Source organism: Streptomyces durhamensis, from assembly GCF_000725475.1.
GTDB classification, from domain to species: Bacteria; Actinomycetota; Actinomycetes; order Streptomycetales; family Streptomycetaceae; genus Streptomyces; species Streptomyces filipinensis.
Map to the genome: position 1 here is coordinate 187149 of NZ_JNXR01000018.1, position 24061 is coordinate 211209.

31 protein-coding genes and 2 tRNA genes are annotated in these 24061 nt (G+C 69.4%); 19 read left to right on the plus strand and 14 right to left on the minus strand.

The genetic code is table 11. From position 1 onward, the window contains the following. The first annotated feature begins 24 nt into the window (after window positions 1–24). Both IO33_RS53595 and IO33_RS0127060 read left to right on the plus strand, forming a co-directional pair. Window positions 25–150, plus strand: coding sequence for a hypothetical protein (locus IO33_RS53595; protein ID WP_280921815.1), 126 nt, complete (start codon window positions 25–27; stop codon window positions 148–150). 121 nt (window positions 151–271) lie between these two features. After that, the gene (locus tag IO33_RS0127060) at window positions 272–1402 is read left to right on the plus strand and encodes an MFS transporter (protein WP_031169571.1); all 1131 of its coding nucleotides are present in this window, start codon (window positions 272–274) and stop codon (window positions 1400–1402) included. 73 nt (window positions 1403–1475) lie between these two features. Here the strand turns inward: IO33_RS0127060 and IO33_RS0127065 are convergent, their stop codons facing one another. Further along, on the minus strand, window positions 1476–2039 hold the full coding sequence (locus IO33_RS0127065) for a sensor histidine kinase (protein WP_031169573.1): 564 nt from the start codon (window positions 2037–2039) through the stop codon (window positions 1476–1478). 32 nt (window positions 2040–2071) lie between these two features. Here IO33_RS0127065 and IO33_RS0127070 point away from each other — a divergent pair, with 32 nt between their 5' ends. Next, window positions 2072–2656, plus strand: a complete 585-nt coding sequence (locus IO33_RS0127070) for a VTC domain-containing protein (RefSeq protein ID WP_342448319.1) — start codon at window positions 2072–2074, stop codon at window positions 2654–2656. Beyond that, the gene (locus IO33_RS0127075) at window positions 2653–3507 is read left to right on the plus strand and encodes a phosphatase PAP2 family protein (RefSeq protein WP_031169576.1); all 855 of its coding nucleotides are present in this window, start codon (window positions 2653–2655) and stop codon (window positions 3505–3507) included. The genes IO33_RS0127070 and IO33_RS0127075 overlap by 4 nt, the downstream gene beginning before the upstream one ends. Window positions 3508–3618: 111 nt before the next feature. Here the strand turns inward: IO33_RS0127075 and IO33_RS0127080 are convergent, their stop codons facing one another. From IO33_RS0127080 to IO33_RS0127090, 4 genes are all read right to left on the minus strand, one after another. After that, complete coding sequence (locus IO33_RS0127080; RefSeq protein ID WP_031169578.1) at window positions 3619–4518, minus strand: aminoglycoside phosphotransferase family protein; 900 nt, start codon at window positions 4516–4518, stop codon at window positions 3619–3621. A 73-nt stretch (window positions 4519–4591) separates the two neighbouring features. Continuing rightward, window positions 4592–4683, minus strand: a tRNA-OTHER gene (locus IO33_RS50520). Between the two features lie 615 nt (window positions 4684–5298). Next, window positions 5299–5499 carry a hypothetical protein gene (locus IO33_RS0127085; protein ID WP_031169580.1) on the minus strand — a complete coding sequence of 67 codons (201 nt, stop codon included), beginning with the start codon at window positions 5497–5499 and terminating at the stop codon, window positions 5299–5301. Window positions 5500–5929: 430 nt separating this feature from the next. Further along, entirely contained in the window at window positions 5930–6511 is a 582-nt protein-coding gene (locus tag IO33_RS0127090) for a hypothetical protein (RefSeq protein WP_245235899.1), read from the minus strand. A 540-nt stretch (window positions 6512–7051) separates the two neighbouring features. Here IO33_RS0127090 and IO33_RS50525 point away from each other — a divergent pair. Beyond that, window positions 7052–7939 (plus strand): S-4TM family putative pore-forming effector, encoded by an 888-nt coding sequence (locus IO33_RS50525; protein ID WP_157857910.1) that lies wholly within the window; start codon window positions 7052–7054, stop codon window positions 7937–7939. A 12-nt stretch (window positions 7940–7951) separates the two neighbouring features. On the opposite strand, the gene IO33_RS50530 is transcribed toward IO33_RS50525, so the two are convergent. The 6 genes from IO33_RS50530 to IO33_RS0127120 all read right to left on the minus strand — a co-directional run bounded on the left by IO33_RS50530 (window position 7952) and on the right by IO33_RS0127120 (window position 12385). Beyond that, window positions 7952–8809 (minus strand): CBASS oligonucleotide cyclase, encoded by an 858-nt coding sequence (locus IO33_RS50530; RefSeq protein WP_157857911.1) that lies wholly within the window; start codon window positions 8807–8809, stop codon window positions 7952–7954. Between the two features lie 289 nt (window positions 8810–9098). Further along, the gene (locus tag IO33_RS50535) at window positions 9099–9269 is read right to left on the minus strand and encodes a hypothetical protein (protein WP_157857912.1); all 171 of its coding nucleotides are present in this window, start codon (window positions 9267–9269) and stop codon (window positions 9099–9101) included. Window positions 9270–9274: 5 nt separating this feature from the next. Beyond that, window positions 9275–9637 carry a DUF2188 domain-containing protein gene (locus IO33_RS54145; protein WP_425347978.1) on the minus strand — a complete coding sequence of 121 codons (363 nt, stop codon included), beginning with the start codon at window positions 9635–9637 and terminating at the stop codon, window positions 9275–9277. Window positions 9638–10062: 425 nt separating this feature from the next. Continuing rightward, a complete protein-coding gene (locus tag IO33_RS0127110) occupies window positions 10063–10548 on the minus strand; it encodes an NUDIX domain-containing protein (protein WP_031169587.1) in 486 nt (161 codons plus the stop codon). Window positions 10549–10567: 19 nt separating this feature from the next. Next, window positions 10568–11782, minus strand: coding sequence for a helix-turn-helix domain-containing protein (locus IO33_RS0127115; protein ID WP_031169589.1), 1215 nt, complete (start codon window positions 11780–11782; stop codon window positions 10568–10570). A 234-nt stretch (window positions 11783–12016) separates the two neighbouring features. After that, window positions 12017–12385, minus strand: coding sequence for a GntR family transcriptional regulator (locus tag IO33_RS0127120; RefSeq protein ID WP_031169591.1), 369 nt, complete (start codon window positions 12383–12385; stop codon window positions 12017–12019). A 146-nt stretch (window positions 12386–12531) separates the two neighbouring features. On the opposite strand from IO33_RS0127120, the gene IO33_RS0127125 reads away from it, so the two are divergent. The 13 genes from IO33_RS0127125 to IO33_RS0127185 all read left to right on the plus strand — a co-directional run bounded on the left by IO33_RS0127125 (window position 12532) and on the right by IO33_RS0127185 (window position 19687). After that, window positions 12532–12888 carry an SCO3933 family regulatory protein gene (locus IO33_RS0127125; RefSeq protein ID WP_031169593.1) on the plus strand — a complete coding sequence of 119 codons (357 nt, stop codon included), beginning with the start codon at window positions 12532–12534 and terminating at the stop codon, window positions 12886–12888. A gap of 2 nt (window positions 12889–12890) precedes the next feature. Then, entirely contained in the window at window positions 12891–14243 is a 1353-nt protein-coding gene (locus IO33_RS0127130) for an FtsK/SpoIIIE domain-containing protein (protein ID WP_031169595.1), read from the plus strand. Between the two features lie 85 nt (window positions 14244–14328). Further along, window positions 14329–14487 carry a hypothetical protein gene (locus tag IO33_RS51305; RefSeq protein ID WP_167349474.1) on the plus strand — a complete coding sequence of 53 codons (159 nt, stop codon included), beginning with the start codon at window positions 14329–14331 and terminating at the stop codon, window positions 14485–14487. Further along, window positions 14487–15155: a DUF2637 domain-containing protein gene (locus IO33_RS0127140; protein ID WP_031169596.1), complete on the plus strand. Its 669-nt coding sequence runs from the start codon at window positions 14487–14489 to the stop codon at window positions 15153–15155. Before IO33_RS51305 ends, IO33_RS0127140 begins: the two co-directional genes overlap by 1 nt. Window positions 15156–15177: 22 nt before the next feature. Continuing rightward, a complete protein-coding gene (locus IO33_RS0127145) occupies window positions 15178–15369 on the plus strand; it encodes a mobile element transfer protein (protein WP_031169598.1) in 192 nt (63 codons plus the stop codon). Between the two features lie 11 nt (window positions 15370–15380). Beyond that, complete coding sequence (locus tag IO33_RS49525; RefSeq protein ID WP_107066016.1) at window positions 15381–15539, plus strand: hypothetical protein; 159 nt, start codon at window positions 15381–15383, stop codon at window positions 15537–15539. A gap of 16 nt (window positions 15540–15555) precedes the next feature. Then, the gene (locus IO33_RS0127155; RefSeq protein WP_031169600.1) at window positions 15556–15858 is read left to right on the plus strand and encodes a hypothetical protein; all 303 of its coding nucleotides are present in this window, start codon (window positions 15556–15558) and stop codon (window positions 15856–15858) included. 91 nt (window positions 15859–15949) lie between these two features. Next, a complete protein-coding gene (locus IO33_RS0127160) occupies window positions 15950–16501 on the plus strand; it encodes a GGDEF domain-containing protein (RefSeq protein ID WP_031169603.1) in 552 nt (183 codons plus the stop codon). Window positions 16502–16586: 85 nt separating this feature from the next. Then, on the plus strand, window positions 16587–16769 hold the full coding sequence (locus IO33_RS0127165) for a hypothetical protein (RefSeq protein WP_031169605.1): 183 nt from the start codon (window positions 16587–16589) through the stop codon (window positions 16767–16769). Then, window positions 16769–16972 (plus strand): hypothetical protein, encoded by a 204-nt coding sequence (locus tag IO33_RS0127170; protein ID WP_031169608.1) that lies wholly within the window; start codon window positions 16769–16771, stop codon window positions 16970–16972. Before IO33_RS0127165 ends, IO33_RS0127170 begins: the two co-directional genes overlap by 1 nt. Continuing rightward, the gene (gene repSA / locus IO33_RS0127175) at window positions 16969–18351 is read left to right on the plus strand and encodes a replication initiator protein RepSA (protein WP_107069384.1); all 1383 of its coding nucleotides are present in this window, start codon (window positions 16969–16971) and stop codon (window positions 18349–18351) included. Before IO33_RS0127170 ends, repSA begins: the two co-directional genes overlap by 4 nt. Continuing rightward, a complete protein-coding gene (locus tag IO33_RS0127180; protein WP_031169613.1) occupies window positions 18348–18536 on the plus strand; it encodes a helix-turn-helix domain-containing protein in 189 nt (62 codons plus the stop codon). The genes repSA and IO33_RS0127180 overlap by 4 nt, the downstream gene beginning before the upstream one ends. Further along, a complete protein-coding gene (locus IO33_RS0127185; protein WP_031169616.1) occupies window positions 18536–19687 on the plus strand; it encodes a tyrosine-type recombinase/integrase in 1152 nt (383 codons plus the stop codon). The genes IO33_RS0127180 and IO33_RS0127185 overlap by 1 nt, the downstream gene beginning before the upstream one ends. 68 nt (window positions 19688–19755) lie before the next feature. Here IO33_RS0127185 and IO33_RS0127190 read toward each other — a convergent pair. From IO33_RS0127190 to IO33_RS0127200, 3 genes are all read right to left on the minus strand, one after another. Then, a tRNA-Arg gene (locus IO33_RS0127190) sits at window positions 19756–19831 on the minus strand. 98 nt (window positions 19832–19929) lie between these two features. Continuing rightward, window positions 19930–21540 carry an IclR family transcriptional regulator domain-containing protein gene (locus IO33_RS0127195; RefSeq protein ID WP_031169618.1) on the minus strand — a complete coding sequence of 537 codons (1611 nt, stop codon included), beginning with the start codon at window positions 21538–21540 and terminating at the stop codon, window positions 19930–19932. Window positions 21541–21694: 154 nt separating this feature from the next. Next, window positions 21695–22930, minus strand: a complete 1236-nt coding sequence (locus tag IO33_RS0127200) for a M6 family metalloprotease domain-containing protein (RefSeq protein ID WP_037686010.1) — start codon at window positions 22928–22930, stop codon at window positions 21695–21697. Between the two features lie 481 nt (window positions 22931–23411). Between IO33_RS0127200 and IO33_RS0127205 the strand changes: the two genes are divergently transcribed. After that, on the plus strand, window positions 23412–24059 hold the full coding sequence (locus IO33_RS0127205; RefSeq protein ID WP_031169623.1) for a TetR/AcrR family transcriptional regulator: 648 nt from the start codon (window positions 23412–23414) through the stop codon (window positions 24057–24059). Window positions 24060–24061: the final 2 nt, after the last annotated feature.

Genomic DNA, 24061 nt, shown 5'->3' on the forward strand with positions numbered 1-24061 from the left:
CGAAGAGAACAGACGCCGATCCGCGTGACCTTTTCGACCGAACTCCTGCCGGATGTGAAGACCCACCTCGACGGCTCCCGCCGGGGCTGCTCCGGAGCGATCGAACCGGTCGCCGAGCCGTCCTCGCACCGGTTGGCGGGTCGTGTGTGAGCAGCGCAAGGAAGGCGCGGCTCTCGGCGGTACAGGGCGGCGCCACCCGGTATCAGATCCCAGGGCAGGAGCAGTGACCACACAGAAGAGCGGGCCGGCGCGGGCCGCGCCGGCCCGACAGATGTGGCCGTTGTACGCGGCCGGGTTCACGACGGCCTTCGGCGCGCACGGCATCGCCGCCAACCTCGGTGGCCACTCGCGAGACGCTGTCACGTCGCTGATGGTGCTGGGCGGCCTGCTCGCCCTGTACGACGGTGCCGAGGTGCTGCTGAAGCCCGTCTTCGGCACTCTGGCCGACCGCATCGGCGCTCGCCCGGTGCTGCTCGGCGGGCTCGTCGCTTTCGCCGCCGCGTCGGCCCTGTACGTGGTCGCGGACAGCCCTGGCTGGCTGTGGGCCGCTCGTCTCGGCCAGGGTGCTGCGGCCTCCGCCTTCTCCCCATCGGCCTCCGCGCTGGTGGCCCGGCTCAACCCGGCGGTCAAGCGAGGTCGCGCCTTCGGCAGTTACGGCTTCTACAAGTCGATCGGGTACACGCTGGGTCCTCTGCTCGGCGGGGTGCTGGTGTGGGCCGGAGGCCTGCGGCTGCTCTTCGCGGTCCTTGCGGTGCTCGGCGCGGCGGTCGCCGTCTGGGCCACGCTCGCGGTGCCCGTCGTGCCGCCTCTGCCGAAAGCCCGGCAGACGGTGCTCGACCTGGCCCGGCGCCTGGCCGATCCCGCCTTCCTCGCGCCGACCGGTGCCCTGGCCGCGGCGACCGCTGCATTGTCGGTGGGGGTGGGCTTCCTGCCGGTGTCCGGCCGGGCGGCGGGTCTGGGCACGGTGGCCACGGGGGCTGCGGTGTCGGTGCTCGCCGCGTGCGCGGCCGTCGTACAGCCGAGGGCCGGGCGGGCCCTGGACGAGGGGCGCCTCACCGCGCGCGGCGGCATGGGCGGCGGGCTGCTGCTCACCGCCGTCGGCCTCGGCTGTGCCATGCTGCCGCGCCTGACCGGAGTCCTCGTCGGCGCCGCCGTGATCGGGGCCGGAACCGGACTGATCACTCCGCTCGGGTTCGCCGCGCTGGCCGCGTCGACTCCGACCGAACGTCTGGGCCAGACCCTGGGCGCCGCTGAACTCGGTCGTGAACTCGGTGACGCGGGCGGTCCGCTGCTCGTCGCCGCGGTGGCCTCGCTGACCACCCTCGCGCACGGTTACGCGGTGCTTGCCGTCCTGCTCGCCGCCTGCTCGGTGCTCGGCCTCTCTCACCGTCGGAAGGCGTAGGCTGCCAGGCCCGCCGAGGCCGGTGGATCCGGAACCGGAAGGCACCGGCCGGGCAGCGACGCGGGGACTGGCCTCAGCACGTGATGTCGAGGGTGACGACAGCCCCCGGCGAGGTGTTCTCGGCGCGTGCGGTGCCTTCGTGGGAGGCGGCGACCGCCGCGACCAGGGCGAGGCCGAGGCCGGTGCCGGGGGTGGTGCGGCTGGACTCGGCGCGGGTGAAGCGGTCGAAGGCATGCGTGAGGAAGTCGGGCGGGAAGCCCGGGCCTTCGTCGGACACCGACAGACGTAGTCGCCCGCCGCGGGAGACCGCGCGCAGCAGGATCGTGCCGGTCCCGTGGCGCAGGGCGTTGTCCAGCAGCGTCCCGACGGCCGGCTCCAGCCACCGTGGGTCGACGTCGACGGTGGCCGGGTCGCATACGACCTTGATCGTGCGCCCGTCGCGTTCCGCGGCGGTGCGGTAGGGGGCGGAGGCGTCGGCGAGGAAGCGGGCCAGTTCGACCGGGGTGCGCTGACCCTGCGCTCGGTCGACACCGAGGTCAGCCGTCTGGTCACCCTCGCCAACACGCTCCTCGACCTGGAGCAGCTCGCGAGCGGTGAACACATCCTGACGCGGGCCGAACTCGATGTCGCCCTGCACCGACCGCGCACCGCCGAGGAGCTCACCGAGAACTGGGTGCCTGGCGCGCCCACGTCCAGGGGCGCCGTCGGCGCTGGAAGGTCCGCACCCGCCTGTACGCCGAGGACGGGCTGTGCCGGGTGGAGGTGAAGACGAAGGACGGCCGCGGCGCCACCGTCAAGTACGCCCTGAAGATCCCGGCAGCCGAGTACGGCCGACTGACGGCGCAGGCAGCACCGTTCGTCGACGCGATACTCGACCGGGCCGGCGTCCCCGTCACGGCCAAGGAGCTCTCCGCCTCCGCTGAGGTCCGTTACGTCCGCGCGGCCCTCGCCGACCTCGAACACGGCAGCCGCGTCACCCTCGACGGCACCCTCAGCTGCCACCGCGGCGACCGCACCGCCGCACTCGACCCCGGCCACGTCCTGATCGAGACCAAGGGCGGCACCCGGCCCGCCCCCGCCGACCGTCTGCTGCTCGGCATGGGGGTCCGGCCGGTCTCGCTCAGCAAGTACATCGTCGGCCAGTCCCTCCTCACCCCGGGTTTGCCCGACAACGACGTACGCCGCCTCGCCCGCGCCCACTTCACCACCGCGGCGAACCCTGTGCCGCTCCCCGAAAGGATCCCCGCCGCATGAACGTCCTGCGCGGTATCAAATGGCCCTACGCCCTGATCGCGCTGCTCGCCGTCGCGGCCGTCGCCGTCGGCGCGTTGCGACCGCAGCTGGTCACGGCCGTCACCTCCTCGAAGAAGAAGCCCAGCGCGACAGACAAGATCAAGCAGGACCCGCCGCCCACGCTCTTCACCGACGACGAGATCGCCGCGATCGGCAAGAAGGCGGACGACCAGCGCAAGAAGGCCGATGCCCTCTTCGTCCGGTGGAAGAAGACGCACGGCGCCGCCCGCGACGACAAGGCGTTCGCCGTCTGGGCAGCCCAGCAGGTACCCGCCCCGCCCGCGGCGGCACCGCGAACCGCCGAACTCCACCAGGACCAGCAGCTCGCCAAGGCCCGCACAGCAGCCGGAAAGAAGGCCGCGACGTGGCTGGAGCTCCATGGCAAGAAGGACATCTGGAAGCTCTACCTCCACGACCAGCGCGAACTGGTCCCCGCCCAGCAGGGCAACGCCGAAAAAGCCGAGCTCAAGGCGGCACTGAAGCTGGCCAAGACGATCAGCGACCAGGTAGCGGCCAAGGACAAGCAGCCGGCCCCGTACGTCCTCGACCCCAGCCTGCGCCCGGACAAGCACATCGAGCCCGGCGCCAAGGGCCCGTACTCCTACCCCTCCCGGCACGCCACACTCTCGGCCACCGCGGTCACCTACCTCAGCGCCCTCTCCCCCCACCGTGCCGCGGACTACGACTGGATGCGCGCCGAGGTCCTCTACTCCCGTCTCTACATGGCCGGCCACGTCACCAGCGACATCGCCGCCGGCACCCTCCTCGGCGACCTGATCGGCGACTACGAACTCACCGTCAACAGGCGCTGACACGCGCTTCGACGGCCGGGCAGACGACGAGTCCGGCCATCGGTGACCGCCGTGGCCCACACCTCGATGTGTGAGCCCACGATGACCGCGCGGTCCCAACACGCCCTGGCCTCAGTCCTCTTGCAGCACCGTCCGGATCACGTGCCGGGCATTGTGCGCCATCGCCGGGTTCGTCTTCCGGTAGTACGGCAGCGCGATCAGTGCCTGCGAGAGTGCCCGTCCCCGGCCGCGGATCCAGGTCGCGTTGTCCACGCTCAGCGCCTCGCGGAAGACTTCCCTCGCCTTGGCCGGCAGCAGATTCCACGCTGGGAACAGATCGCAGGCCGGATCGCCCGCCCCCAGGCAGCCGAAGTCGATCACCGAGGTCAGCCTGCCACCGTGTACCAGCAGGTTGCCCGGCATGAGATCGGCGTGCAGCCACACCGGCGGCCTGTCCCAGCTGGGGGCCCGCAGCGCCTCCTCCCACACGGCTGTGGCGGCCTCGCAGTCGACGCCCTCTTGTGGGATCCCGCGCAGCTGCTCGATCGCCGCCCGGGTCTCCGCGTCGAGCGAGGCGACCGGCCCCCCGCGGTGGGCCTGCGGCGCACCCGGCAGGGTGATGCTCCGCATCGCCGCCACGAACTCGGCCAGATCCTCGGCCAGCAGCACCGGCTCGCTCAGGGCTCCCGCCTCGGGATTCTCCCCCGCTAGCCACTGGTATACCGACCACGGCCACGGGTATCCCTCCGCGGGCTCCCCCTCCCCGAGCGCCTCGGGGATGGTCGTAGGCAAGTGGGGCGCGAGCCGGGGCAGCCACGTCCGCTCCATCGACACGTCGTTGGCCCCGCCCCGCACGAGCGGCAGCCGTACGACCATGTCATCGCCTAGCCGGTACATGGCGTTGACCGTCCCGCCGGACGGAAACCGCTCGACCGCCAGCCCCGCCCACTGCGGGAACTGCCCGGCGATCAGCCGCCGTACAAGGTCGACGTCGATGGGATGCATGCCGGGATGCATCTGCCCCGTGTTCATGGCACGTCATCCGACCGCCGGACACCGCCGAGCGTCAATCGCTTTCCGGCGACGCCACTTTCGCAACACGCCCTGGTGCCCCCGGCAGGATTCGAACCTGCGACACCCGGTCTGGGGCACGGCCTTTCCGTCCTCGGTAGGTTTCTCGAACCTCCAACCACAGGCTGGAGCAAGCCTCACGCAACTCCGGGGCTGTCCGGGGGGAAGTAGCGGATACCGCCGCGTGCCTAGTGATCGTCCAACGCCTACGCCGCAACCCTGTCCGTAGACGCATCGGCTTCGGCACCAGGGACGAGGTGGGGAGCCCCGACGAACCCCCGACCCAATGGGCGGTCAACGCTGACAACGAGAACCCGCCCGGGTCCGGGGTGTCCAGATACTTCGCGTACGCGGTTTGCGTCGACGCCGCCAAGTAAGGCGTCTGATTCGTACGGGGACCGTCAGCGTGACCAGCGACCGGGACCGTGCCGTCACGGACCGGCTCGGTGCCCTGATCCGGGGCGGCGGGAGAGCGGCCTGCGGCCCGTCCGAGAAGGGCCCTGCGGGCCCGTAGTGGCACGTCTGTGGCACGACCCCTGGAACGCCGAAGGGCCGGCCTGGGAGGAAACTCCTCCTGAGCCGGCCCTTCTCTCTGTGCCCCCGGCAGGATTCGAACCTGCGACACCCGCTTTAGGAGTTCGCTCTCCACCCGGTCGGGCTAGGGCCCGCCTCATGCGCCGGTGCCGCGCGAAGTTGCTGGTTGCCGCCGCCGTCCACTGCCGTTGATGTCACTCGTGGATGTCAGCGGAACAGCTCCGGGAGGGGGCAGATCTCCAGTGGCTCGCCCGGCCGGTCGGCCAAGCCCCACCAGACATGGTGACCGGCACACCGCCACAGCGTCCGGCAAGCCCGCCGGCCATCGTCCTCCCGCCCCGAAAGGACGAAGCCGCCGAACCGCATGGGCTGGTTGCACTCGGGACAGGCCGGGGCTTCGTCGGTCATGCGGAGCACCGTAACGAAGCGACCGCCTCGTCCCGAAGCAACTTGCGTGAGCGCTCGACCTTGGACGTTGTTCCTCTCACCTGCTGCGATGGTCCGCAGGCGTTCGCAGCTGCCCGCTACTGTGCGTCGGCGTTTAGTCCGTAGGCGTCCGCGCTTGTTCGCCGTTGTTCGTCGGCGTTTCACGCAGTTAGACACTCACCTGGTGCGGCTCCCGGGGCGCGGGGGCACGCGCGTCAACTCAGTTCTCCGGGTGCAGGCATAACACGTCCAGTGTGGCAGATCATCGCCGCGGGCCCAGGCCAGAGCGGGGTGGGGGTGGTCACCTGTGGGTGCCGCCTGTCAGCGCTGGTCGGCCTCGGACGGCCCAGGGACGGCCCAGGGCTCGGTCAGCCCTCGACCGGCCGTGGCCAGGCAGAGGCGCCACCGCCGGTCACTCCAGGTGCACGGGAGCGACTGGGAGCTGTTCCTTGTAAGGCCATGTGAACGTGCGATCGGGTTCGAGGTGGGCGTCCCCCCAGTGGATGGCGTGGATGCCGTTTTCGGCGTCGGCCGTGAAGAACACACAGACCAGCCTGGTGGATGCTCCCAGCTCCTCGAACGCTTCGTGCAGCCCCAGGTACTCCTCGGTGGCCAAGTCCTCGTCGACGTCGAACAGGCCTTCCGGAGGCTGCGGCCCGTGCGCCCGGAACAGTCGGTGCCGTGTGGGCGACGCGTTGGCCGGCAGCCGGGCTCGGTCCAGGGGCCTCGGTCTGTCCGCGTACCGGAACGGGAAGAGTGCGTGATCGTTGATCACCGCATATTCGTATCCGCGTACGTCTCGAACGGCTTCCCCCAGCTCACGGGCCGTCTCCGCCAGGTTCTCGCGCACCAACCCTGCGAGGGCGACACCGTACGGACTCCGCTTCTTCAGCCCCGCAGCAAGGTGCGCGGCATGAGCCTTCCCGTGCGCCTTGGCCAGCTGCACCGGAACCGCTGTAGCAAGTCTGCCGGCCTGTCGGCCGAACCGCTCCACTGCCCAACGCGAAGACCTGCCCCTGCCTCCACTAGCCCCAGCCATGCAGTCCCTCCCCCGACCGTCCACCTATCAACTGTGTGACAGGTGCATCACGCACTCACAAGGGAGCAATCCGGCCAGCGGACACAAGGGCATCCTCGGTGGCCTGGTTCAGCTGAGGTTGACCGAGGGCACAGAGCCTGCCCGGCAACGGAAAAGCTCGTTGGCTCAGCATGGAACAGGTGGTAGACACTTCCCGCGACGCTGACCCCCGCCATAAGAACTGACATGTACCTAGAGGTCATACCGACCACCCCCTTCACGAACGCCTTGAACTGTCGACGAATTCCCCGCGGGAGAACGTGCCAAATAAATTCGGAGACGTGTAGAACTACGAAGAAGACGGAGGTAGCGACGGCCGGGGTTGCACCGGCTGCCTGTTCCCAAGCTCAACCAACGAGCCCTCGTATCTTAACACATAGAGGCCACCATGATCAAGCCCCCGAGGCTCACTCGGCAATCTCCAAGCTCAAATACTAAATCTATTTAGGAGTAAATGTGAACGATATCAACTCTCGCCAAAATTCCGAAAGATCAATCAATCTCATCAAGGCGTTTTCTGCCGCATACGCCCACATTAAGCGATATGAAGCCGCACGTTATTTCGGCTCCTTCGCGATTGCCGCGGCGTCAATTTTTATGGCCGCAATACAAGAAACCTCTCCTATTCTCGTCGCTATCGGAGTGGCCTGGGCCCTGACATCATCAATTGCTCTTGCGCAGTTGGCTAGAAGATGGGCGACAGAAGGGGCGACTATTCAAGAGCACTTTGACACGCATCTATACGAAATGGAGTGGAAGTCTGGGCGAAGTAAGGTAGAGCCAGAGAGGATTCATATCCTGAGCCTGCGGTTCCGCGGGTCCGAAGAAAAGCTCAGAGATTGGTATCCGGATGTCTCTGGTCTTCTTACTCCTTTTGGCGTCCTCATTTGTCAGAGATCAAACGTTGCTTGGGACATCCAGCTCAGACGACGCTGGAAGGCTGCCGTGGAGTTCTTCTTGCTGGCCTGGTGCCTGGCAGGGATCATAGTGGGAATTGCTCAAGAGTTGACTGTACTTGAGATGATCCTCCGATGGTTTGCGCCCTCATCCGGATTGATCCTGCTCACCTGGGAGACGGTCCGCATCCAGCAGTCCATTATTTCCGAACGCTCAGAGCTTTGCTCCAGGATCTCGGCAGAACTCGACTGGATAGCACCCAGCCTCGGAAAGACAGCTACCAACCGACTGAAATCGACATGTCGGGAGATCCAGGACGGCATCTACGCCACCCGAGCGCAGACGGCGGCCGTACCCAAATTCTTTTACGATCACTTCAGGGCAAACGACCAAGAAGCCATGAAAACAGCCGCGGAGGAGATCAGTGGAGGCCCTTCCAATAACTAATTGGAAGATCCGCTAAGAAGCCGGAAAGTAATCCCCGAAGAGCAAGCGCCACTGTTCGATAGCTTTCGGGATATTACCCAATCTGAGGTATTCTTCAGCCCTTCTAGCTCGCCCCAATGCTGTCTTAAGCCTCGACTCGGCAGCGCTGAACTGTTCCTCCGTGCTGAGGTAGTACGCCACGTCAGTTCCGTAACCAGCGGGGTCTGCAACTTCCCGTCGAATGGTCGGCAGCGCCTTATCAAAGAAGAAGCGAACTGCTGACCATTCATTAGAGATCGTAACGTTCTGAAAGAGCTGCCAAGCCAACACCTCCAGATGAAAAGACCGGAAGTGTCGGTTGATTGATCTGTTCCATGCCTTGATCATCTTGATTATAGGGACAAGATCGCCTCCGTGATCGGCATTCTGCTTTGAGCTGTGCACTTCGTGCACCTTGGGGTCCGTTGAAATAAACCGCCCCAATCCACCCGCCGGGATTAGGAACCCCCTACCTCTCCTGTTGAAGGCTGGAACGACATCGACCATGAAATCCGTGAAGGTGATAGTGATCGCTTGACCGTTCCGGCTCACCTTCGGCGTCGTATAGGTATTCAGTAATGCGTTTCTGGTCATATCCAGAACAGCACTTGCGCCGCGAGCATGATACTTGGGGTGAAGCACGGTGAAGATATCAACGTCTGCTTGCTTCAGTGGACTGATGAGTGTGTGCCGTGCGTAAGATCCGGTCAGGAAGTCGTTCTCAACGTCGAGATGCCGCGAAACTGCTGCGCGCACATTCTTCTGACGATTAGCGACGGTAGTAGATTGGATATCCGTCAGTTCGAGGCGAGACTTAAAGTCGGCGAACAAGGCTGCGGCAGAGCGAGGCATGGAAACTCCCATTGCGGTATACCCAGGAATTCGAAGCAAGACTGCTAGGCGAGTCAACCGGGAAATGAAACGGGCAAAAATGTGCGGCACCATTCACGGTCGACGGAGCCTTATCGACTGAGCCGAACGCACGGCGCGTGATCTTGGAGACTGGCTTGGAAGATCCCACATGGAGGCGCGACCTGAGTCGACAGGAACACCGGCCCGCCAGTGTCCAGCGAGTCTTGCCCGTCGCGCCTTGGGCCCCCTGCGCACGTGCCTGGTCGGGTTACGCAGGGGGCATGAGGAGCTAGCCCTCGCTGCGCTCGATGAGGAAGGTGATCTCCTTGCGGATGCTCATCACCGTTCGCTCGTCCTCATCAAGGAAGTGGATGTACTCGTCCTTGGCGACATAGGAGTCCGCGTGCACCTGGTGCTCCGGGCCCTGCGGCACGTTCCTGTTGATCCAGAAGTGAGCCACGAAGGTCAGCCCTTCGGCGGGTACGGGTCGTTCCCGGGGCTCACGGTGCGCTGATCCCGTACACGGCCGTCCGTGCCGTGGATGCGGAGCTCCCCGCCGCCGTCGTTCGCGAGGATCTGAGACCCGCGCTGGATGGCCTCGGCCTGGGTGCCGGCGACCGCGCTGGCGCGTTCAGCCCCCGGTTTCGTAACGGTCCACGTTCCGTCGTCGCGACGTACCACGTCTCGGGAGTTCGCCTGTCCGGACATTAAATCTCCGTTTCGGAGGCGAACCGCCTGGCCCCCCATCTTGGAGTCAAGGCGGGGAGGTTGTAGGGTCCCAGGGCGCGACCAACGCACTAGGCCCCATGCCGGACGGTTCGACCTCATAGTCGAGCCCCTGGCTGGGGCCTGCTTTGGTTCGAACGCGAATCAGTACAGCACCCCACGCGACGCTCTGCAAGCAAGGACCCCATAAGTTGTGTTACTCGCGCGTAGGGCCACAACATGTAGTGGTTTTGGGGCCAGTTCGAGGCTGAGAGGGCGTCAAACTTACGACGGTACACCTCGGCACTGACAACGGTCGGCGGAGCGGCTTTGGGCTGGAGCTGCTTTGGGGCGAGTGATCATGGCCCCGTAAGCTTCCGGCGCGTCGGGCAGTCTGTGGACCTGCCCGTTAAAGCACGACGTTGCCAGCCGGGGCGCAGACAGGAGGCAGGCCGCGCCGCAGAGGCGGCGCGCGCCCGCGCCGTGCGCGGGCCTTGATGATGTAGAGAAAGTCTTACCGCGCTAGTGACCTGGCATCGAGGAAGCGATCATGCAGCCCGGCTCTTAGGCTCCTCGCCATGCTCCAGGTACACCGGAGCAGAGCTGGCCCTGGCCTCGACAGCCGCCCGGATGCGTCGGGCCAGTCGTGGGATCGTCTGCTCGGGCAGCTGGTCTGCAGAGACGAAGGCAAAGCTCTTCAGCTCGTCCGGCTGGAGCTCGATGCTCGCCAACCGATCCTGGCTGAGTTGGCCGCCGTCGAACAGGTACAGCACCTTGTCCCCCTCGGCCTCGTTGGGGGCCCAGTCGACCGCGAGCAGGCGCCCGATGGGCGGGGTGATCCCCAGCTCCTCCTGGACCTCACGGATGGCGGCGTGCAGCGGGGATTCGCCGGTCTCGACGTACCCGCCGGGGATCTCCCAGTAGTCCTTGTAGGAGGGCTCCACCATGAGGACCCGTTCGGCGGCATCAAAGAAGAGCACACCCGCTGCCATGCGCGGGTGCGCCATCTTCGCTTCGTGTGCATTCGGCGCCATGCAGCCGAGGGTACCCAGCTCAGACCACATGCAGCCTGTCGGCCAGGTCCGCCAGGTTCCGGCTCGGCCGGCCGCGCTGCCCTCGCACCCAGGTGAGCACCAGCTCCCGCGCCAGGTAGTGGCTCCGCACCTGCTCCGGTGCCCAGCTCTCTGCCTCGAGGACTTTGGCGAGCGCGTCGTCCATTCGGTTGTGGGCGCTGAGGGCCCGGGCTACTTCGAGGTTGTGCCGCGTACGGCGTTCCGTCGGCAGTCCCGTCGTGTCGATCTGCGGGCCAAGGTCGATCGCTACCTGCATGTCGCCCAGCTCGGCCGCCGTGGCCACTCGGTGAATGGCGACGTTCGTCGGCCCGAAGGCGGTCCAGACGTGGTTGGCGTCGGTGCCGAGTCGGTCGGCTGCCCGTTTCGCCTCGTCCAGGAAGGTCCGCGTCGTGGCCCGGTCGTCCGCACGAGCTGAGGCCATGGACCCCGCCAGAAACAGAGTCCCGTAGATGGACAAGAACTCGGGCGTCGCCTCCTGGAGACCCGGCCGGAGGTACTCGCCCGCGTCCCCGACCAGCTGCACGGCTGCGTCGAACCGGCCGTTGGACAGCAGGCAGTGCGCGACGGACCGGAAGAGAGAACCGGTGATGACCGGGTTGCCGGACTGCTGTGCTGCTGCCAAGCCGCGGTCGGCTGCGATCCATGCCAGGTCGGTCTCACCGAGCTTGGTGAGCACCATGGCCGCGCCCTGGTACGTCATGGCCGTCAGCTCGTGTGCCCGCTCTCGCTCCCGGCCCCGGTACGACTGGGCGGCGATGAGTGCGTCGGCCAGCAGCAGCGGCAGGCGCCGGGTCGCGAAGCCGTAGCGCGATTCCTGGTAGGCGTCCCAGACCTCTGCGACATTGCGGCTCAGCTCGTCGAGCGATGTCGGCTCGCCTTCGGTTGCGACGCCCAGCAGCGGTGTCAGCTGGCGGTAGTTCATGAGGGCCGAGCGAAGTGCCGGCACCGTGCGGGTGCCGCTGTCGGGCGTCCACTCCAGGAGGGTGGGTTCGGCCAACAGGTCGCCGAGCGTCACGTCCAGGGCGTCGGCGAGCGACTTGATGACCGAGAGCCGGTCCAGCTCGATCCGGTTGTTCTCCGCCTTGCTCAACCAGTCCACCGTGCGGCCCACGAGTCCGGCCAGGACCTCTTGGGAGACGCCCCGCCTTCGGCGGTACCAAGCGACTCGTTCACCGATCGTCAGGTTCGTCGTCATTCCTCGCATGGCTAGAGCGTCTTCCCCTCTCCCTATGGGACCCCGGAGGAATTTTCCGGGGTAGTGCGCCGCATCGCTCCTAGCGTCGTAGCTACCCCGAGAGGTCGCCAGGCCGAACAAGCGACGAAGGAGCCACGATGCCGCTGACGCCGGCCGAAGTGGTGGAGCTGACCCGAGAAGTGAAGGAGCTGGCCGAGGAGGTGAACGTCATCGCACGCCGTGCCGACGAGTTGGTCAGCCGTCTTGCGGCTGCTTACGCACCAGTTGCTCAAGCTGATCCATCCGCTCCGCGAGTCGACGCACCTCGCGCCGTACGTCGGACAGATAACCGGCGATCTCCTCGAACTCCGGGCTGTGCTTCGTCTGGCGGGGCTCCTCGGGAAGGGTGACGAAGCTGCCCTTGCCCTGGTGGGAGAGCGCGTAGCCGTCTTCACGGAGACGTGAGATCGCCTGGCGGGCCACGGTCCGCGAGACGTCGTGGTCGTTCATCAGCTCGGTCTCGGACGGCAGCTTGGTGCCGGGTTCCAGCTCTCCCTGCCGGATGCGCCTCTTGAAGTCGTCGGCGATCTCCAGGTACTTCGCCCGCCCGGTGAACTCGGCCATAGCCCCTCTCAGTGCTTGAAGCACTAAGTGCAGCACATCCAACCGACACCCGTCGAGAAGTACTTGACGTACTAAGTGCGTTAGGTGCTCTCGTGACAGGTCGACGTACTAAGTACGTCAAGTTCACCCCCGTGAGGAGCGCGCTCATGCGTCAGATCCCCGTCGACACCTCCGCCGCGACCGTGATGGTCGCCAAGACCCCGCAGCCGAAGGTGAAGGACCGCCGTACCGGCGAGCTCGCTACCGATGTCGAGACCGGCGCGAAGCTGATGACCGTGGACGTGATGTTCGCGGCCAACGATGAGGTGGAGATCCTGTCCATCACCGTCCCCGAGCCGGGCATCTCCGGTGAGCTGACCATGGGTACGCCGGTCGCGCTCACGGGCTTGATCGCCCGTCCGTGGGAGAACGACTTCAACGGCCAGAAGCGCCACGGCATCGCCTTCCGCGCCGTGGCGGTCACGTCCCTGGTCGCCGCCGCCGCGAACTCCAAGGCTGCCTGATCATGACCACCTTCACGGTCGCCCTGGTCCTGGTCGTCGCCGCTGCGGGTCTCCTGCGGTGGCGGCGTCCCGCCTGGTACTGGCTGACCTTCGGCGTCACCCTGGCCACGCTGCGGGTCCTGGTCCGCTACGCCTCCGTCATGGACGCCTGTGGCCTGACCGTCCCGCCCTCGCGCTGGCGGCTCGCCCTGGCCCGCGTCACCAACCGGCCCGTGCCGGTCTCCCGCCCGCCGCGCATCCTGCGCTTCAGGCCGACCCGGACCGGGTTGGTCCTGCGGCTGGGCCTGCGCCCCGGACAGGACGCCTTCGACGTCGCCGCCGCCTCGGACCGGCTTCGGCACTCGTTCTCGATGTACGGCGTCACCTCGCGTGAGGTGCGCTCCGGTGTCGTAGAGCTGCGGATGACCGGCTATGACGTCCTCAAGCGGGTGCAGATGCCCGCCAAGCTCGACACCCGCCTGATGCGGGTCCCCGTCGCCCTGCGCGAGGACGGATCCGTGCACTACCGCGACTACCGCGCCATCCCGCACGCCCTCACCCTCGGCGCCACCGAGTCAGGCAAGTCCGTCTACCAGCGCAACCTCGTCGCCGGACTCGCCTCATTGGACGTCGCCCTGGTCGGCATCGACTGCAAACAGGGCGTCGAGCTGTTCCCGCTGGCCCGCCGCTTCTCCGCGCTGGCCGACAACCCCGACACCGCCGCCGACCTCCTCGACGCGCTCGTATCCCGTATGGAAGGGGTCTACCAGCTCATCCGTGCTGAGCAGCGCATCACCGCCGCCGTGCCGGACGCCGAGATAGCCGCCGACATCTGGGACCTGCCCGCCCACCTGCGGCCGGTGCCGGTCGTGGTCCTGGTCGACGAGGTTGCCGAACTCGCACTGAGCACGAAGAAGAACGACCCGCGCCGCGACCGCATCATCAAGGCCCTGGTCCGCCTCGCCCAGCTCGGCCGCGCGGCCGGCATCTACCTGGAGATCTGCGGGCAACGCTTCGGCTCCGAACTCGGTGACGGCATCACCATGCTCCGTGCCCAGCTCACCGGCCGTACCGCCCACCGCGTCAACGACGAAACGAGCGCCAAGATGGCCTTCGGCGACATCTCCCCGGACGCCGTGCTGGCCGCCATCCAGATCCCGGCCGGGCTGCGCGGCCTGGCCGTCGCCGGGGACTCCTCCGGAGGCTGGCACCGCATCCGTGCCCCGCACACCTCCCTGCGCCAAGCTGTGAACACCTGCAACCGGTACGCCGACCGCACCCCGGCCCTGCCCGAACTGGCACCTTTCCGGCCCGAGCTGACCAGCTCCTCTGAGGCCCCCGTGCCGCTGTCAAAGACGGCTCCCGTCACAGCCTGACTTCCCCCGCTCCACGGTCGGCGCGACCGCCCTTCGCGCCAGGTCCCTACCCCCGCCATGCCTCATGAAGGGAGGAAGCCCCGCCATGTGCCCCGACTGCGAGGACTTCGCCCGCACCGTCCTGCTCCTGGGCCAGCTCGCCCTCTACGCCGACACCACCGGCGCCGACCTCGACTTCGTCGAGGTCGTCAGCCCGTCCCTGGCCGCCTCGCTCCCGCAGCCACCGACCGGGGAGGAGTCCTGATGGCCGCCCGCCACGGCCTGCGCGTCGACGCCGTCCTGGTCCAGGCCGTCATCGCCGGGGCCCTGTCCTTCGCCCATCTGCACGACCTGGCCGCTGCTGCCGGACAGAACGGCTGGAAAGCCTGGGCCTACCCGGTCTCAGTGGACCTGCTCCTGGTGGCCGCATGGCGACGACTCCGCTCGCAGGGCCCCTCCCGGTTGGCCTGGTGCTGGTTCCTTATCGCCCTGTTCGCCTCCCTCGGCGCCAACGTCGCCACCGCCGGATTCCTCAACCTGACCGACCCGCCCGCCCTGCTGCGCCTGGGCATCGCCGGATGGCCCGCCCTCGCCTTCCTCGGCGGCACCCTCCTCGCCCACTCCGCCGCACACCAGCTCCCGGACGCGCCGGCACCCGCCCCAGCCCCGGAACCCGACATCGCGGACGACCGCGAACCGGCCCCCGAACCCCGGCCGGACCCGGAGCCCGCCCCAGCCCCGGTGGACGAACCGCCGGCGCTTCCGCCCGCCGACCCCGCGCCCGCGGTTCCCGCCGTCCTCGTCGACCACGCCCGCAAGGTCGCCGCCGACTACCGCGACCGCACCGGCGCCCCGATCGACACCGACACCCTGCGCGCCCGCCTCGGCGTCCCGCCCCACCTCGCCGACGCCATCGCCGCCCAGCTCGCCTGACCCGGAAGGAGAACCATCCGCCATGCCCGCCCGCGACAACTTCCACTCCGTGATGCGGATCGGTCCCGTACAGATCGGCACCCACCGCGACCGCAACGGCCACACCAAGCACGCCGCCGTGTGCACAGCCGACCGCTGCGGCTGGTCCGCCGACTACTCCAGTCAGTCCGCCGCCCAGCTCGCCGCCCGCACCCACCGCTGCCGCGTCCGCTAGGAGACACCGCCATGCAGGTCCCCCTCTGGTTCGCCCTCGCCGTCGTCGGCTACCTCGGCGTCAAGTTCCTCCGCCCGCCCTGGTGGCTCGTCGCCGTCCTCCTTCTCGGCGGCTACCTCCTCGCCGACAGCGTCCTCGCCCCCGCCATCGACACCGCCCTCACCAAGTAGCGAAGGGAGAACCGCCATGCTCCGCCCGAAGATCCCCGCCATGCCCACCCCAGCCGCCGTCGTCGAGCCGACCGCCGTGGTCCAGCCCGCCCCCACCACGCCCGCCCCAGTCCCGGCCGCGCAGATGCCACCCCGGCCCAGCGTCCAGCTCACGCCTGGCACCGCCCTCGCCCTGGTCGGCGGCGGCACGGCCGTGGTCCTGGTCGTCGGCGCCGTCCTGGTCTCGATGCTCCTCGCGGTCGCCGTCACCGGCGCCTCGGTCGCCGTCTGCGCCCTGGTGATCCGCTCACTGATCACCGCCGAAGCCAAACGCCGCTGAACGGTCCCCGGAGCGACGCACAAGCCGCCAAGCACGCCACCGCTCCGAGGGCCGAAACCCGTCAGCCAACCGCCATCGCAGGGAGAACGTCATGGACCTGAACACCGCCGCAAGCATCGTTCCGTTACTCGGCTGGGCCGTGCACGGCAGCCTGCTCACCCGCCGTCTCGCCACCGCCCGCCGCGACCCGGTCACCGGACTGCACACCCGCGCCGGATGGACCGCCCGCGCCGAACACCTCATCCGCCGGCACCCCCGAGCAGCCGTGCTCCTGGTCGACCTCGATCACTTCAAGCAGCTGAACGACACCCACGGCCACGCCGCCGGGGACGCCGCCCTCATCGCCACCGCTGACCGGCTGCGCGCCTGGTGCGGACGCAACGGCACCCCCGGCCGTCTGGGCGGGGATGAGTTCGTCGCCGTCGTCCAGGACCTGACCGCCGTCGACCTCGACTCGCTCACGGCCGCACTGCACCGGCCGCTGCACCACGACGGGCTGTCGCTGCCGCTGGCCGCCTCGGTCGGGGTCTGCCCTATCGCCAATCTCGCGGTGCCCACCCTGACGGACGCGCTCGCCGCCGCTGACGCGGCCATGTACGCGGCCAAGGGCCGTGCCCGCCGGGGCTCCCGCACCACTCGCTGAAAGGCCACCGGGTGGCGCACAAGCCGCCAAGCACGCCGCCACCCGGGGCCCTTCCTTCCAACCGCAATCGAAAGGAACCCCCATCATGGCCCACCCCACCCCGCCCCCGCCGAGGATCTGCCCGGCCTGCGACGGCTTCGCCTCCGCCGCCGTCACCCTCGGCGGCCGCGACCACCGTGGCCACCTGCGCACCATCACCGCCAACTGCCCGGCCTGCCAGGGCACCGGCACCGCCCGCCCCGCCCGCCGGCAGGGGGTGAACGTCTGATGCCTCGTCGCTGGAGCCTCGGAGTCGACCGCATCCTGTCCGACGGACTGGACGGTGACTACGACCGCCTGAAGAAGACCGCCAAAGCCCACCAGCTGCACGACACCGACCGGGCCACCAAGCCCGACCGCCACGGCCGCTCCTCCAACGCCGCCGCGAGCGAAGACGCCAACACCCCGCAGAAGCGAGGTTGGCGCCGTTGACCCCGAAAGCCCTGCTCGACCCGACCACCCTCGGTGACCTGCTGAGGGTGGCTTCGGCCCCCGACTACACCCGCTGGGAGCACCAGATCCGCCGCACCGGCGGCTGCTCCGACCCCATCCATCTGACCGGCTGGACCCTCACCAAGGACAAGGCCACCGGCGAGACCCTGCACCACTACTCCACCGAGGGCGAGCCCGGTGGACGGCTCCGCCTCGCCTGCGGCAATCGCCGCGCCTCCCGCTGCCCCGCCTGCGCCTGGACGTACGCGGGCGACACCTACCACCTCATCCGCGCCGGCCTCGCCGGGGACGATCGCCGCGACATTCCCGCCGCCGTCCGCGACCACCCGCGCGTCTTCGCCACCCTCACCGCCCCCTCGTTCGGCCGCGTGCACAACCGGCCCGACCGGGGCGTCTGCCGCTGCGGCACGCATCACCAGGCCGACGATCCCACCCTCGGCACCGCCCTCGACCCGACCACCTACGACTACGCGGGCGCGGTGCTGTTCAACAACCACGCTGGACAGCTCTGGCAGCGCTTCACCAACCGGCTCCGCCGGGAGGTCGCCGCCCGCGCCGGCCTCTCTCAACGGGAGTTGCAGGAAGCCGCCCGGCTCTCCTACGGCAAGGTCGCAGAGTTCCAGAAGCGCGGAGCCCTGCACTTCCACGCTGTGATCCGCATCGACGGACCGGACGGCCCCGCCACCCCGCCGCCGACCTGGGCCACGGTCGACCTCCTCTCCGACGCGATCCGGGCCGCCGCCGCGCACTCCTACACGTCGGTCTCCGTCCCGGCAGCCGAGGACCAACCCGCCCGGACCTTCCGCTGGGGCGCCCAGCTCGACGTACGGCCCGTGAAGGCCTTCGGTGACGGTTCCGACATCACCGAACAGGCCGTCGCCTCCTACGTCGCCAAGTACGCAACCAAGGCGGCCGAGAACACCGGAACCCTCGACCGCCGCATCGGTGAACTCGCCGAACTCGACCGCCACCAGGTCCCCGAACACGCCCGCTGCCTCATCAAGGCCTGCAAGGAACTCGACCCGCTCTACCCCGACCGGCGCCTGTGGGCCTGGGCTCACATGCTCGGCTTCCGCGGCCACTTCTCCTCCAAGTCCCGCCGCTACTCCACCACCCTCGGCGAACTCCGCCAGGCCCGCGCCGACTACCGCGCCGCACAGGAACACGCCGCCCTCGGCCTCGACGACATCGAGCCGGACACCGTCCTGGTCCTGGCCGACTGGCAGTACGCCGGCCACGGCCACACCCCCGGCGAGTCCGTACTCGCCGCCACCATCGCCCGCGACCTCCAGCTCAACCGTGAGACCGCCCGCGAAGCCCTACGCGACCAACTGGCCCTGGAAGGAGCCGCAGAGTGACGACCGCAACCGCCCAACTGCTCACCGTGCCGGAAGTCATGGTGCGGCTGAAGCTCGGACGCTCGAAGGTCTACGACCTGATCCGTTCTCGCCGCCTGACCTCGATCAAGATCGATGGTGCTCGCCGCATCCCCGCCGACGCCGTCCAGGACTTCATCCTCGGCCAGATCGAGGAGGCCGCCTGATGGCCGGTCAGCGCAAGCGCAACCCCAACGGCGCCGGCACCATCACCAAGCGCAAGGACGGCCGCTACCAGTGCGCGGTCTACGTGCTCCAGCCGGACGGCACCCGAGCCCGCAAGTTCGCCTACGGCAAGACCTGGGCCGAGTGCGACGCCAAGCGTCGTGCACTGCTCGACAAGGTGGACCAGGGCGTGCCCGTCCCCACCCGGTCGGCCAGACTCGCCGAGTGGCTGCCGTACTGGGTGGAAAACGTCATTCGGCCTCGCCGGAAGCTGAGCACGTACGACAAGTACGAGACGCACGTCCGGCTGTACCTGGTGCCCATGTTGGGGGCCAAGCGGCTCGAATCCCTCAGCGTCTCGGACGTACGCCGGTTCCTCGTGCGCCTGGAGCAGGAGACCACTGCGGCAACGGCCAAGGAATCCCACCGGGTCCTGCGCTCGGCCTTGTCCTCGGCCTGCCGCGAGGAGCTGATCGCGCGGAACGTCGCCCAGCTCGTCGAGCCGCCACGGACCGACAACCGCGAGCTGAAGCCCTGGAGCCTGGACGAGACCCTCGACTTCCTCGCTGTCTCCCGCAAGGACCCGCTCTACGCGGCCTTCGTGCTCGCCATCGCCATGGGCCTACGCCGGGGTGAGATCGTCGGCCTTCGCTGGTCGGACCTCGACCTCGACAACCGGGTCCTGTACGTCCGCCAGCAGACGCAGCGGCGTCGTGGCGTCCTGTACGAGGACGACCCCAAGAGCCGCCGTCGCCGTGTCGTCCCGCTCCCCGCGCTCTGCATCGCGCCTCTGCGCTGGCACCGCATGCGGCAGGCAGCTGCTCGCGCGAAGGCGGGGGAGCGGTGGCCGGACTCGGACTACGTCTTCACCACCCGGACCGGCCGCCCGGTCGAGCCGCGGAACGTCTACCGCTCCTTCACCCGCGTCGCCCAGTCCGCCGGCCTCCGCGTCATCCGGCTGCACGACGCCCGGCACGGCACCGCCACCCTTCTCACGGCGGCCGGGGTCGCGCCCCGCGTCGTGATGGAGATCCTCGGGCACTCCCAGATCAGCATCACCATGGACGTGTACACCCACGTCGTTCAGGACACCCAGCGCGAGGCCATGAGCCACATGGACCGCCTGCTGCGGAGGCGCCCTGGTCGTCAGTGACCGCCCTCGTTGATGTCAAAGCTGGATGTCAAAGGCCCCGGACCATGATCGGTCCGGGGCCTTTTGCCTGGTGCCCCCGGCAGGATTCGAACCTGCGACACCCGCTTTAGGAGAGCGGTGCTCTATCCCCTGAGCTACGAAGGCATTGCTCGGTCGGTGGCGATGAGGCCACCGGCGACAGTGTAGCGGGTGGCTCGTCGTGGCACGGCGGGCCGGGGCTGCGGGGAGCAGGGGAGCCGGGGTCAGGACAGAGGGACGGGGCTGAAGCGGGAGGCGGTGTGGAGGTCCGTCTGGATGCGGTCGGCGGTTGCGCGGAGGGCGGGGAGGACGTCCTGGAGGCAGTCCCGCAGGCTGCGCCGGGCCGCGTGGGTGGCGACGTCCAGCGCGGTGACCACCCTGCCGGATCGGTCCCGTACCGGTACGGCGAGGGACCGCAGGCCCGACTCCAGCTCCTCGTCGACCAGGGCGTATCCCTGGACGCGGACCTGGGCGAGCGCCGGGGGGAGGGAGGAGGCGGTGTCCGCCAGGAGGACGCGGCCCAGGGAGGTCGCGGCGGCGGGCAGGCGGGCGCCGACCGTGATGTGGACGGTCAGCACCCGGCTCGCGCCCGCTTGGGCGGTGTACTGGATCTCCGTGCCGTCGGCCGTCAGCACCGCCAGCGCCGTCGGTTCCTGCAACCGGTCCGCGAGGGCCCGCAGATGCGGCTCGGCCAGACGCGGGAGGGTGCTGCGGGACAGCGGTGGGAAGCCGAGGTCCAGGACGCGCGGGGTCAGGGAGAAGGTGCGGTCGGGGTGCGCCAGCACCAGGCCGAGGTGTTCGTGGGTGAGCAGCGCGCGGCGCGCCGTGGCCCGGGCCAGGCCGGTCGCCCGTGCCACCTCGGTCAGGGACAGCGCCGAGCGGCCCTCGCCGAACGCGGCCGGCACGGTCAGACCGCGGGCCAGGGATTCCACGAAGTCCCGGCCCAGTTCGTGCTTGAACGCCGTGGTCCAGCTCGCGAGGCCCGCGGGCGGGGGGCCGGGCCGCGGCGGGGGAGCGGTGCGCAGGTCGCACTCCATCGCCGCCGCGGCCGTACGAAGCCGGGGCAGGAGGCTGCCGCGCAGGTCGGCCGCGGCGTGCCGGCTGGTATGGCTGACCACGCTCGCCACGCAGGCCGGACGGCCGGTGGCCGGATCCCGCACCGGTACGGACACCGCGACCAGGCCCGGTTCGATCAGCTGGTCGTCCACCGCCCAGCCGTCCCGGCGCGCCCGCTCCACCCGTGCCGGGAAGGCGGAGTCGCCGGTGGGCACCGGGCCGGGCGGCAGGGCGGGGAACGCCGTGTCCGCCGGGTCGGCCGCCCGGCGGGCGTGCCAGCGGGCCCAGTCCCGGGGGGTCCACTCGGTCGCGAACAGCGGGCCGGGCGCGGTGCGTTCGGCCGGGAGCAGGTCGCCGATGCGGAAGCTGACGGACATGGCGCGGCGGCGGGTGGCCTGGTGGACGAAGCGGATGCCGTCGAGGTCGGCGACCGCGAGCGACACCGACTCGTCCAGCTCGTCGGCGAGGGCGTCGGCGCGGGCGCCGAGCAGCGCGGGCAGGCGGAGGGCGGCCAGGTAGGCGTTTCCCAGCTCCATCACGCCGGGGGTGAGGACGACGTCCCGGCCGTCGAGGCGGACGTAGCCCATGCGGGCCAGCGTGGCGGTGATCCGGTCGACCGTGGACCGGGCGAGCCCGGTGGTCCGCTCCAGCGTGCTCGGACTCAGCGTGCCGCCCGCCTCGGTCAGCCGCCGCAGCACACCGACGCCGCGCAGCAACGGCCCCACCGCTTCCCCCGTACCGCCGCGGGCGTCGGCATCCAGTGCGGTCTTCGCGGGCATCGGCTCTCCGGTACGGCATACGGGCACGCCTAAGGTAAACCCCGCCCGGCTCCCCTCGCCCGAACGGCCCTCACCTGCCCGAACGGCCGGCCCTCACCTGCCCGGACGGCCCCCGCATTCCCCTGAAGTGCCCCTGACGTGGCCCTGAAGTGCCCTACGACCGCGTGACCCGGATCCGGTAGGCGCCGTCCTCGTCCGTGCCGGTCACCTGCACGGTGACGCCGTGGCGGGGGTCCTTGAAGGTGCTGCCGGGGGAGAAGGGGGCGTCGGAGAGTTCCGCCTGGACGTTGGGGCTGCGGGTGCAGCCGCCGCTGCCGGGGTGGCTGTCGTAGACCCGGACGGGACCGCGTCCGGTGTCGATCGTGCCGTCGACCTTGTAGATCAGCAGCCCTGGCCGGCAGACCGCCTCGTCGTTGCCGCCCTGCTCGCGCACCTCCATCGCGTAGGAGCTGTGCGCGTCGACGGGGACGAGGACCAGCTTCCCGCCGCCGGGCTTGTACAGCGGCGTCAGCAGGTACTCGGTGCTGCCCCGGGCCGCCGCGCAGCTCACCTGGGAGTTGTCCAGCCAGCCCAGCTTCCACTTGTGCCAGGCCAGCAGGTCGTTCCCGGCCCCCCAGTCCTCGCTCATGATGTCCCAGTGCCCGACCGCGCCCCCGCCCTCCTGCGTGTACAGGTCGGGCAGTCCGAAGGTGTGGCCGTTCTCGTGCGGCAGCACGCGGTAGCCGGTGCGGTCGTAGGAGCCGGAGCCGTCGTCCTGGCGGGAGTAGACGAAGGACGCGTTGGCGATGGGGACGCCGTCGGCGACCGGGGCGTCGGTGTTGCCGGCGAAGGTCACGGACAGGACGGTGTCCAGTGCGGAGGGGCCGGCGTTGGGAGAGATCAGGACGTTGAGGAGGTCGTACGAGCGGAAGTCCACGGCGGGGTCGGCCGCGTCCACGATGTCCTGCACGAGCTGCCGGTAGCCGGGATCGAAGGGGGCGCCGCGCTCTATGCCGTACTCCTTGAAGGGTTTGGGCATCCGCAGCCATGCGGTGATCGGCGTCTGGGGCCGGTAGTCGAGGCGGCCGTACGACGCGGTGCGGAACCACTCCTGGGTCCGCGGGAAGAACTCGTGGAAGCGGTCCATGGCGCTGCCCTGCCCCGGAGCGTCGGAGAAGTCGACCATCAGGGTCAGGGCGTGGACCGTGCCCGTGGAGCGGGCGTAGCCGTGCGGGGTGGGCAGGCCCTCGGTCATCTGCACGTCGCGGCCGCCGTGGACGGTGCAGGGGGCGAGGGCGACGGAGCGGGCCATGCCGGTGGGCCCTGCGGTGGTGGGCGCCGTCAGGTGTCCGGTCCCGGCCGAGGTGCTGACCGCGAGGGTCAGTGCGGTCACCGCGGCCAGGGTGGCCACCCGGCGCGGGCGTATGCGGGTGCGAGTGCGGCTGCGTCCTTCGCGGGGGGCGCGGCCCCGGCTTCCCTGGGAGGAACCGCCGCTGCGGGGGCGCGCGGGGGTGGTGTGGCCTCCTGCGGGGAGGCGCCCGTGGGAAAGGGATATGCGGCGGGGCGGCTGCGGCTGCATGCATGGGCCCTTCGCTCCACGGCAGCCGCCGGTCTCCGGCTGCACCCTTGCGCTCACCCTGTGTCGCCGGGGTGGGGGCCGCGCGCTGGAGGAGACCGATCGTGGGAATGCCGGTTCGCACGGGGGTGAATCCGGGCCGGTGAGGAGTGTGGCGCAAGGTGTGGTTCAGGTCACAGCGATTCTTTGCGCGGGCGGGAAATAACCGGGGACCGTTTCCCCGTTTAGCCCTGTGTCCGAGCGAAACGGGGACTCCCTCCCCGGATCGCCGGCGGGGCACCCGTGCTTCGCCTCCCTCGCTTCGAAGGAGTCCACCGTGTCGACCGCGACCACCCCCGCACCGCGCAAGGTGCACCGGCCCCGCGCCGACGCCCTGCGCAACCGGGAGCGGATCGTCACCGCCGCCCGGGAGATGTTCGTCGAGCACGGCTTGGACGTGCCGCTCGACGAGATCGCCCGTCGGGCCGGCGTCGGCAACGCCACGGTGTACCGCAACTTCCCCGACCGCGAGGCCCTCGCCCGCGAGGTCGTCTGCTCCGTCATGGACCGGACGGCCGAGGCGGCCGAGGTGGCCCTCGCCGAGACCGGGGACGCCTTCGCCGCGCTGGAACACTTCGTGCACGCCGCCGCCGACGAGCGGATCAGCGCGCTGTGCCCGATGATCTCCAGCACGTTCGACCAGCACCACCCCGACCTGGAAGCCTCCCGCGAGCGCGTCGAACAGCTCGTGGAGGAGGTCATGGGCCGGGCCAAGGCGGCCGGACAGTTGCGGCCCGATGTCGGCGTCGGCGATCTGCTGATCGTCGTGGCCCAGCTGAGCCGGCCCCCGGCCGGCACGGACTGCCTCCACGGCGACCGTTTCGTGCACCGCCACCTCCAGCTGTTCCTCGACGGCCTGCGGGCGCCCGCCCGTTCCGCCCTGCCGGGCACGGCCGTCACCATCGAGGAGCTGCGCGCCTGCTGACC

Coding starts and splice junctions, on each gene's coding strand:
- IO33_RS0127155 (WP_031169600.1), top strand. CDS start 15,556: ATGCTCCGCCCGAAGATCCCCGCCATGCCCACCCCAGCCGCCGTCGTC.
- IO33_RS0127080 (WP_031169578.1), bottom strand. CDS start 4,518: ATGAACACGGGGCAGATGCATCCCGGCATGCATCCCATCGACGTCGAC.
- IO33_RS0127060 (WP_031169571.1), top strand. CDS start 272: ATGTGGCCGTTGTACGCGGCCGGGTTCACGACGGCCTTCGGCGCGCAC.
- IO33_RS49525 (WP_107066016.1), top strand. CDS start 15,381: ATGCAGGTCCCCCTCTGGTTCGCCCTCGCCGTCGTCGGCTACCTCGGC.
- IO33_RS0127125 (WP_031169593.1), top strand. CDS start 12,532: ATGCGTCAGATCCCCGTCGACACCTCCGCCGCGACCGTGATGGTCGCC.
- IO33_RS0127115 (WP_031169589.1), bottom strand. CDS start 11,782: ATGACGACGAACCTGACGATCGGTGAACGAGTCGCTTGGTACCGCCGA.
- IO33_RS0127140 (WP_031169596.1), top strand. CDS start 14,487: ATGGCCGCCCGCCACGGCCTGCGCGTCGACGCCGTCCTGGTCCAGGCC.
- IO33_RS0127110 (WP_031169587.1), bottom strand. CDS start 10,548: ATGGCGCCGAATGCACACGAAGCGAAGATGGCGCACCCGCGCATGGCA.
- IO33_RS0127085 (WP_031169580.1), bottom strand. CDS start 5,499: ATGACCGACGAAGCCCCGGCCTGTCCCGAGTGCAACCAGCCCATGCGG.
- IO33_RS0127120 (WP_031169591.1), bottom strand. CDS start 12,385: ATGGCCGAGTTCACCGGGCGGGCGAAGTACCTGGAGATCGCCGACGAC.
- IO33_RS0127160 (WP_031169603.1), top strand. CDS start 15,950: ATGGACCTGAACACCGCCGCAAGCATCGTTCCGTTACTCGGCTGGGCC.
- IO33_RS0127075 (WP_031169576.1), top strand. CDS start 2,653: ATGAACGTCCTGCGCGGTATCAAATGGCCCTACGCCCTGATCGCGCTG.
- IO33_RS0127130 (WP_031169595.1), top strand. CDS start 12,891: ATGACCACCTTCACGGTCGCCCTGGTCCTGGTCGTCGCCGCTGCGGGT.
- IO33_RS54145 (WP_425347978.1), bottom strand. CDS start 9,637: ATGAGGTCGAACCGTCCGGCATGGGGCCTAGTGCGTTGGTCGCGCCCT.
- IO33_RS0127170 (WP_031169608.1), top strand. CDS start 16,769: ATGCCTCGTCGCTGGAGCCTCGGAGTCGACCGCATCCTGTCCGACGGA.
- IO33_RS0127165 (WP_031169605.1), top strand. CDS start 16,587: ATGGCCCACCCCACCCCGCCCCCGCCGAGGATCTGCCCGGCCTGCGAC.
- IO33_RS0127185 (WP_031169616.1), top strand. CDS start 18,536: ATGGCCGGTCAGCGCAAGCGCAACCCCAACGGCGCCGGCACCATCACC.
- IO33_RS51305 (WP_167349474.1), top strand. CDS start 14,329: ATGTGCCCCGACTGCGAGGACTTCGCCCGCACCGTCCTGCTCCTGGGC.
- IO33_RS0127195 (WP_031169618.1), bottom strand. CDS start 21,540: ATGCCCGCGAAGACCGCACTGGATGCCGACGCCCGCGGCGGTACGGGG.
- IO33_RS50530 (WP_157857911.1), bottom strand. CDS start 8,809: ATGCCTCGCTCTGCCGCAGCCTTGTTCGCCGACTTTAAGTCTCGCCTC.
- IO33_RS0127145 (WP_031169598.1), top strand. CDS start 15,178: ATGCCCGCCCGCGACAACTTCCACTCCGTGATGCGGATCGGTCCCGTA.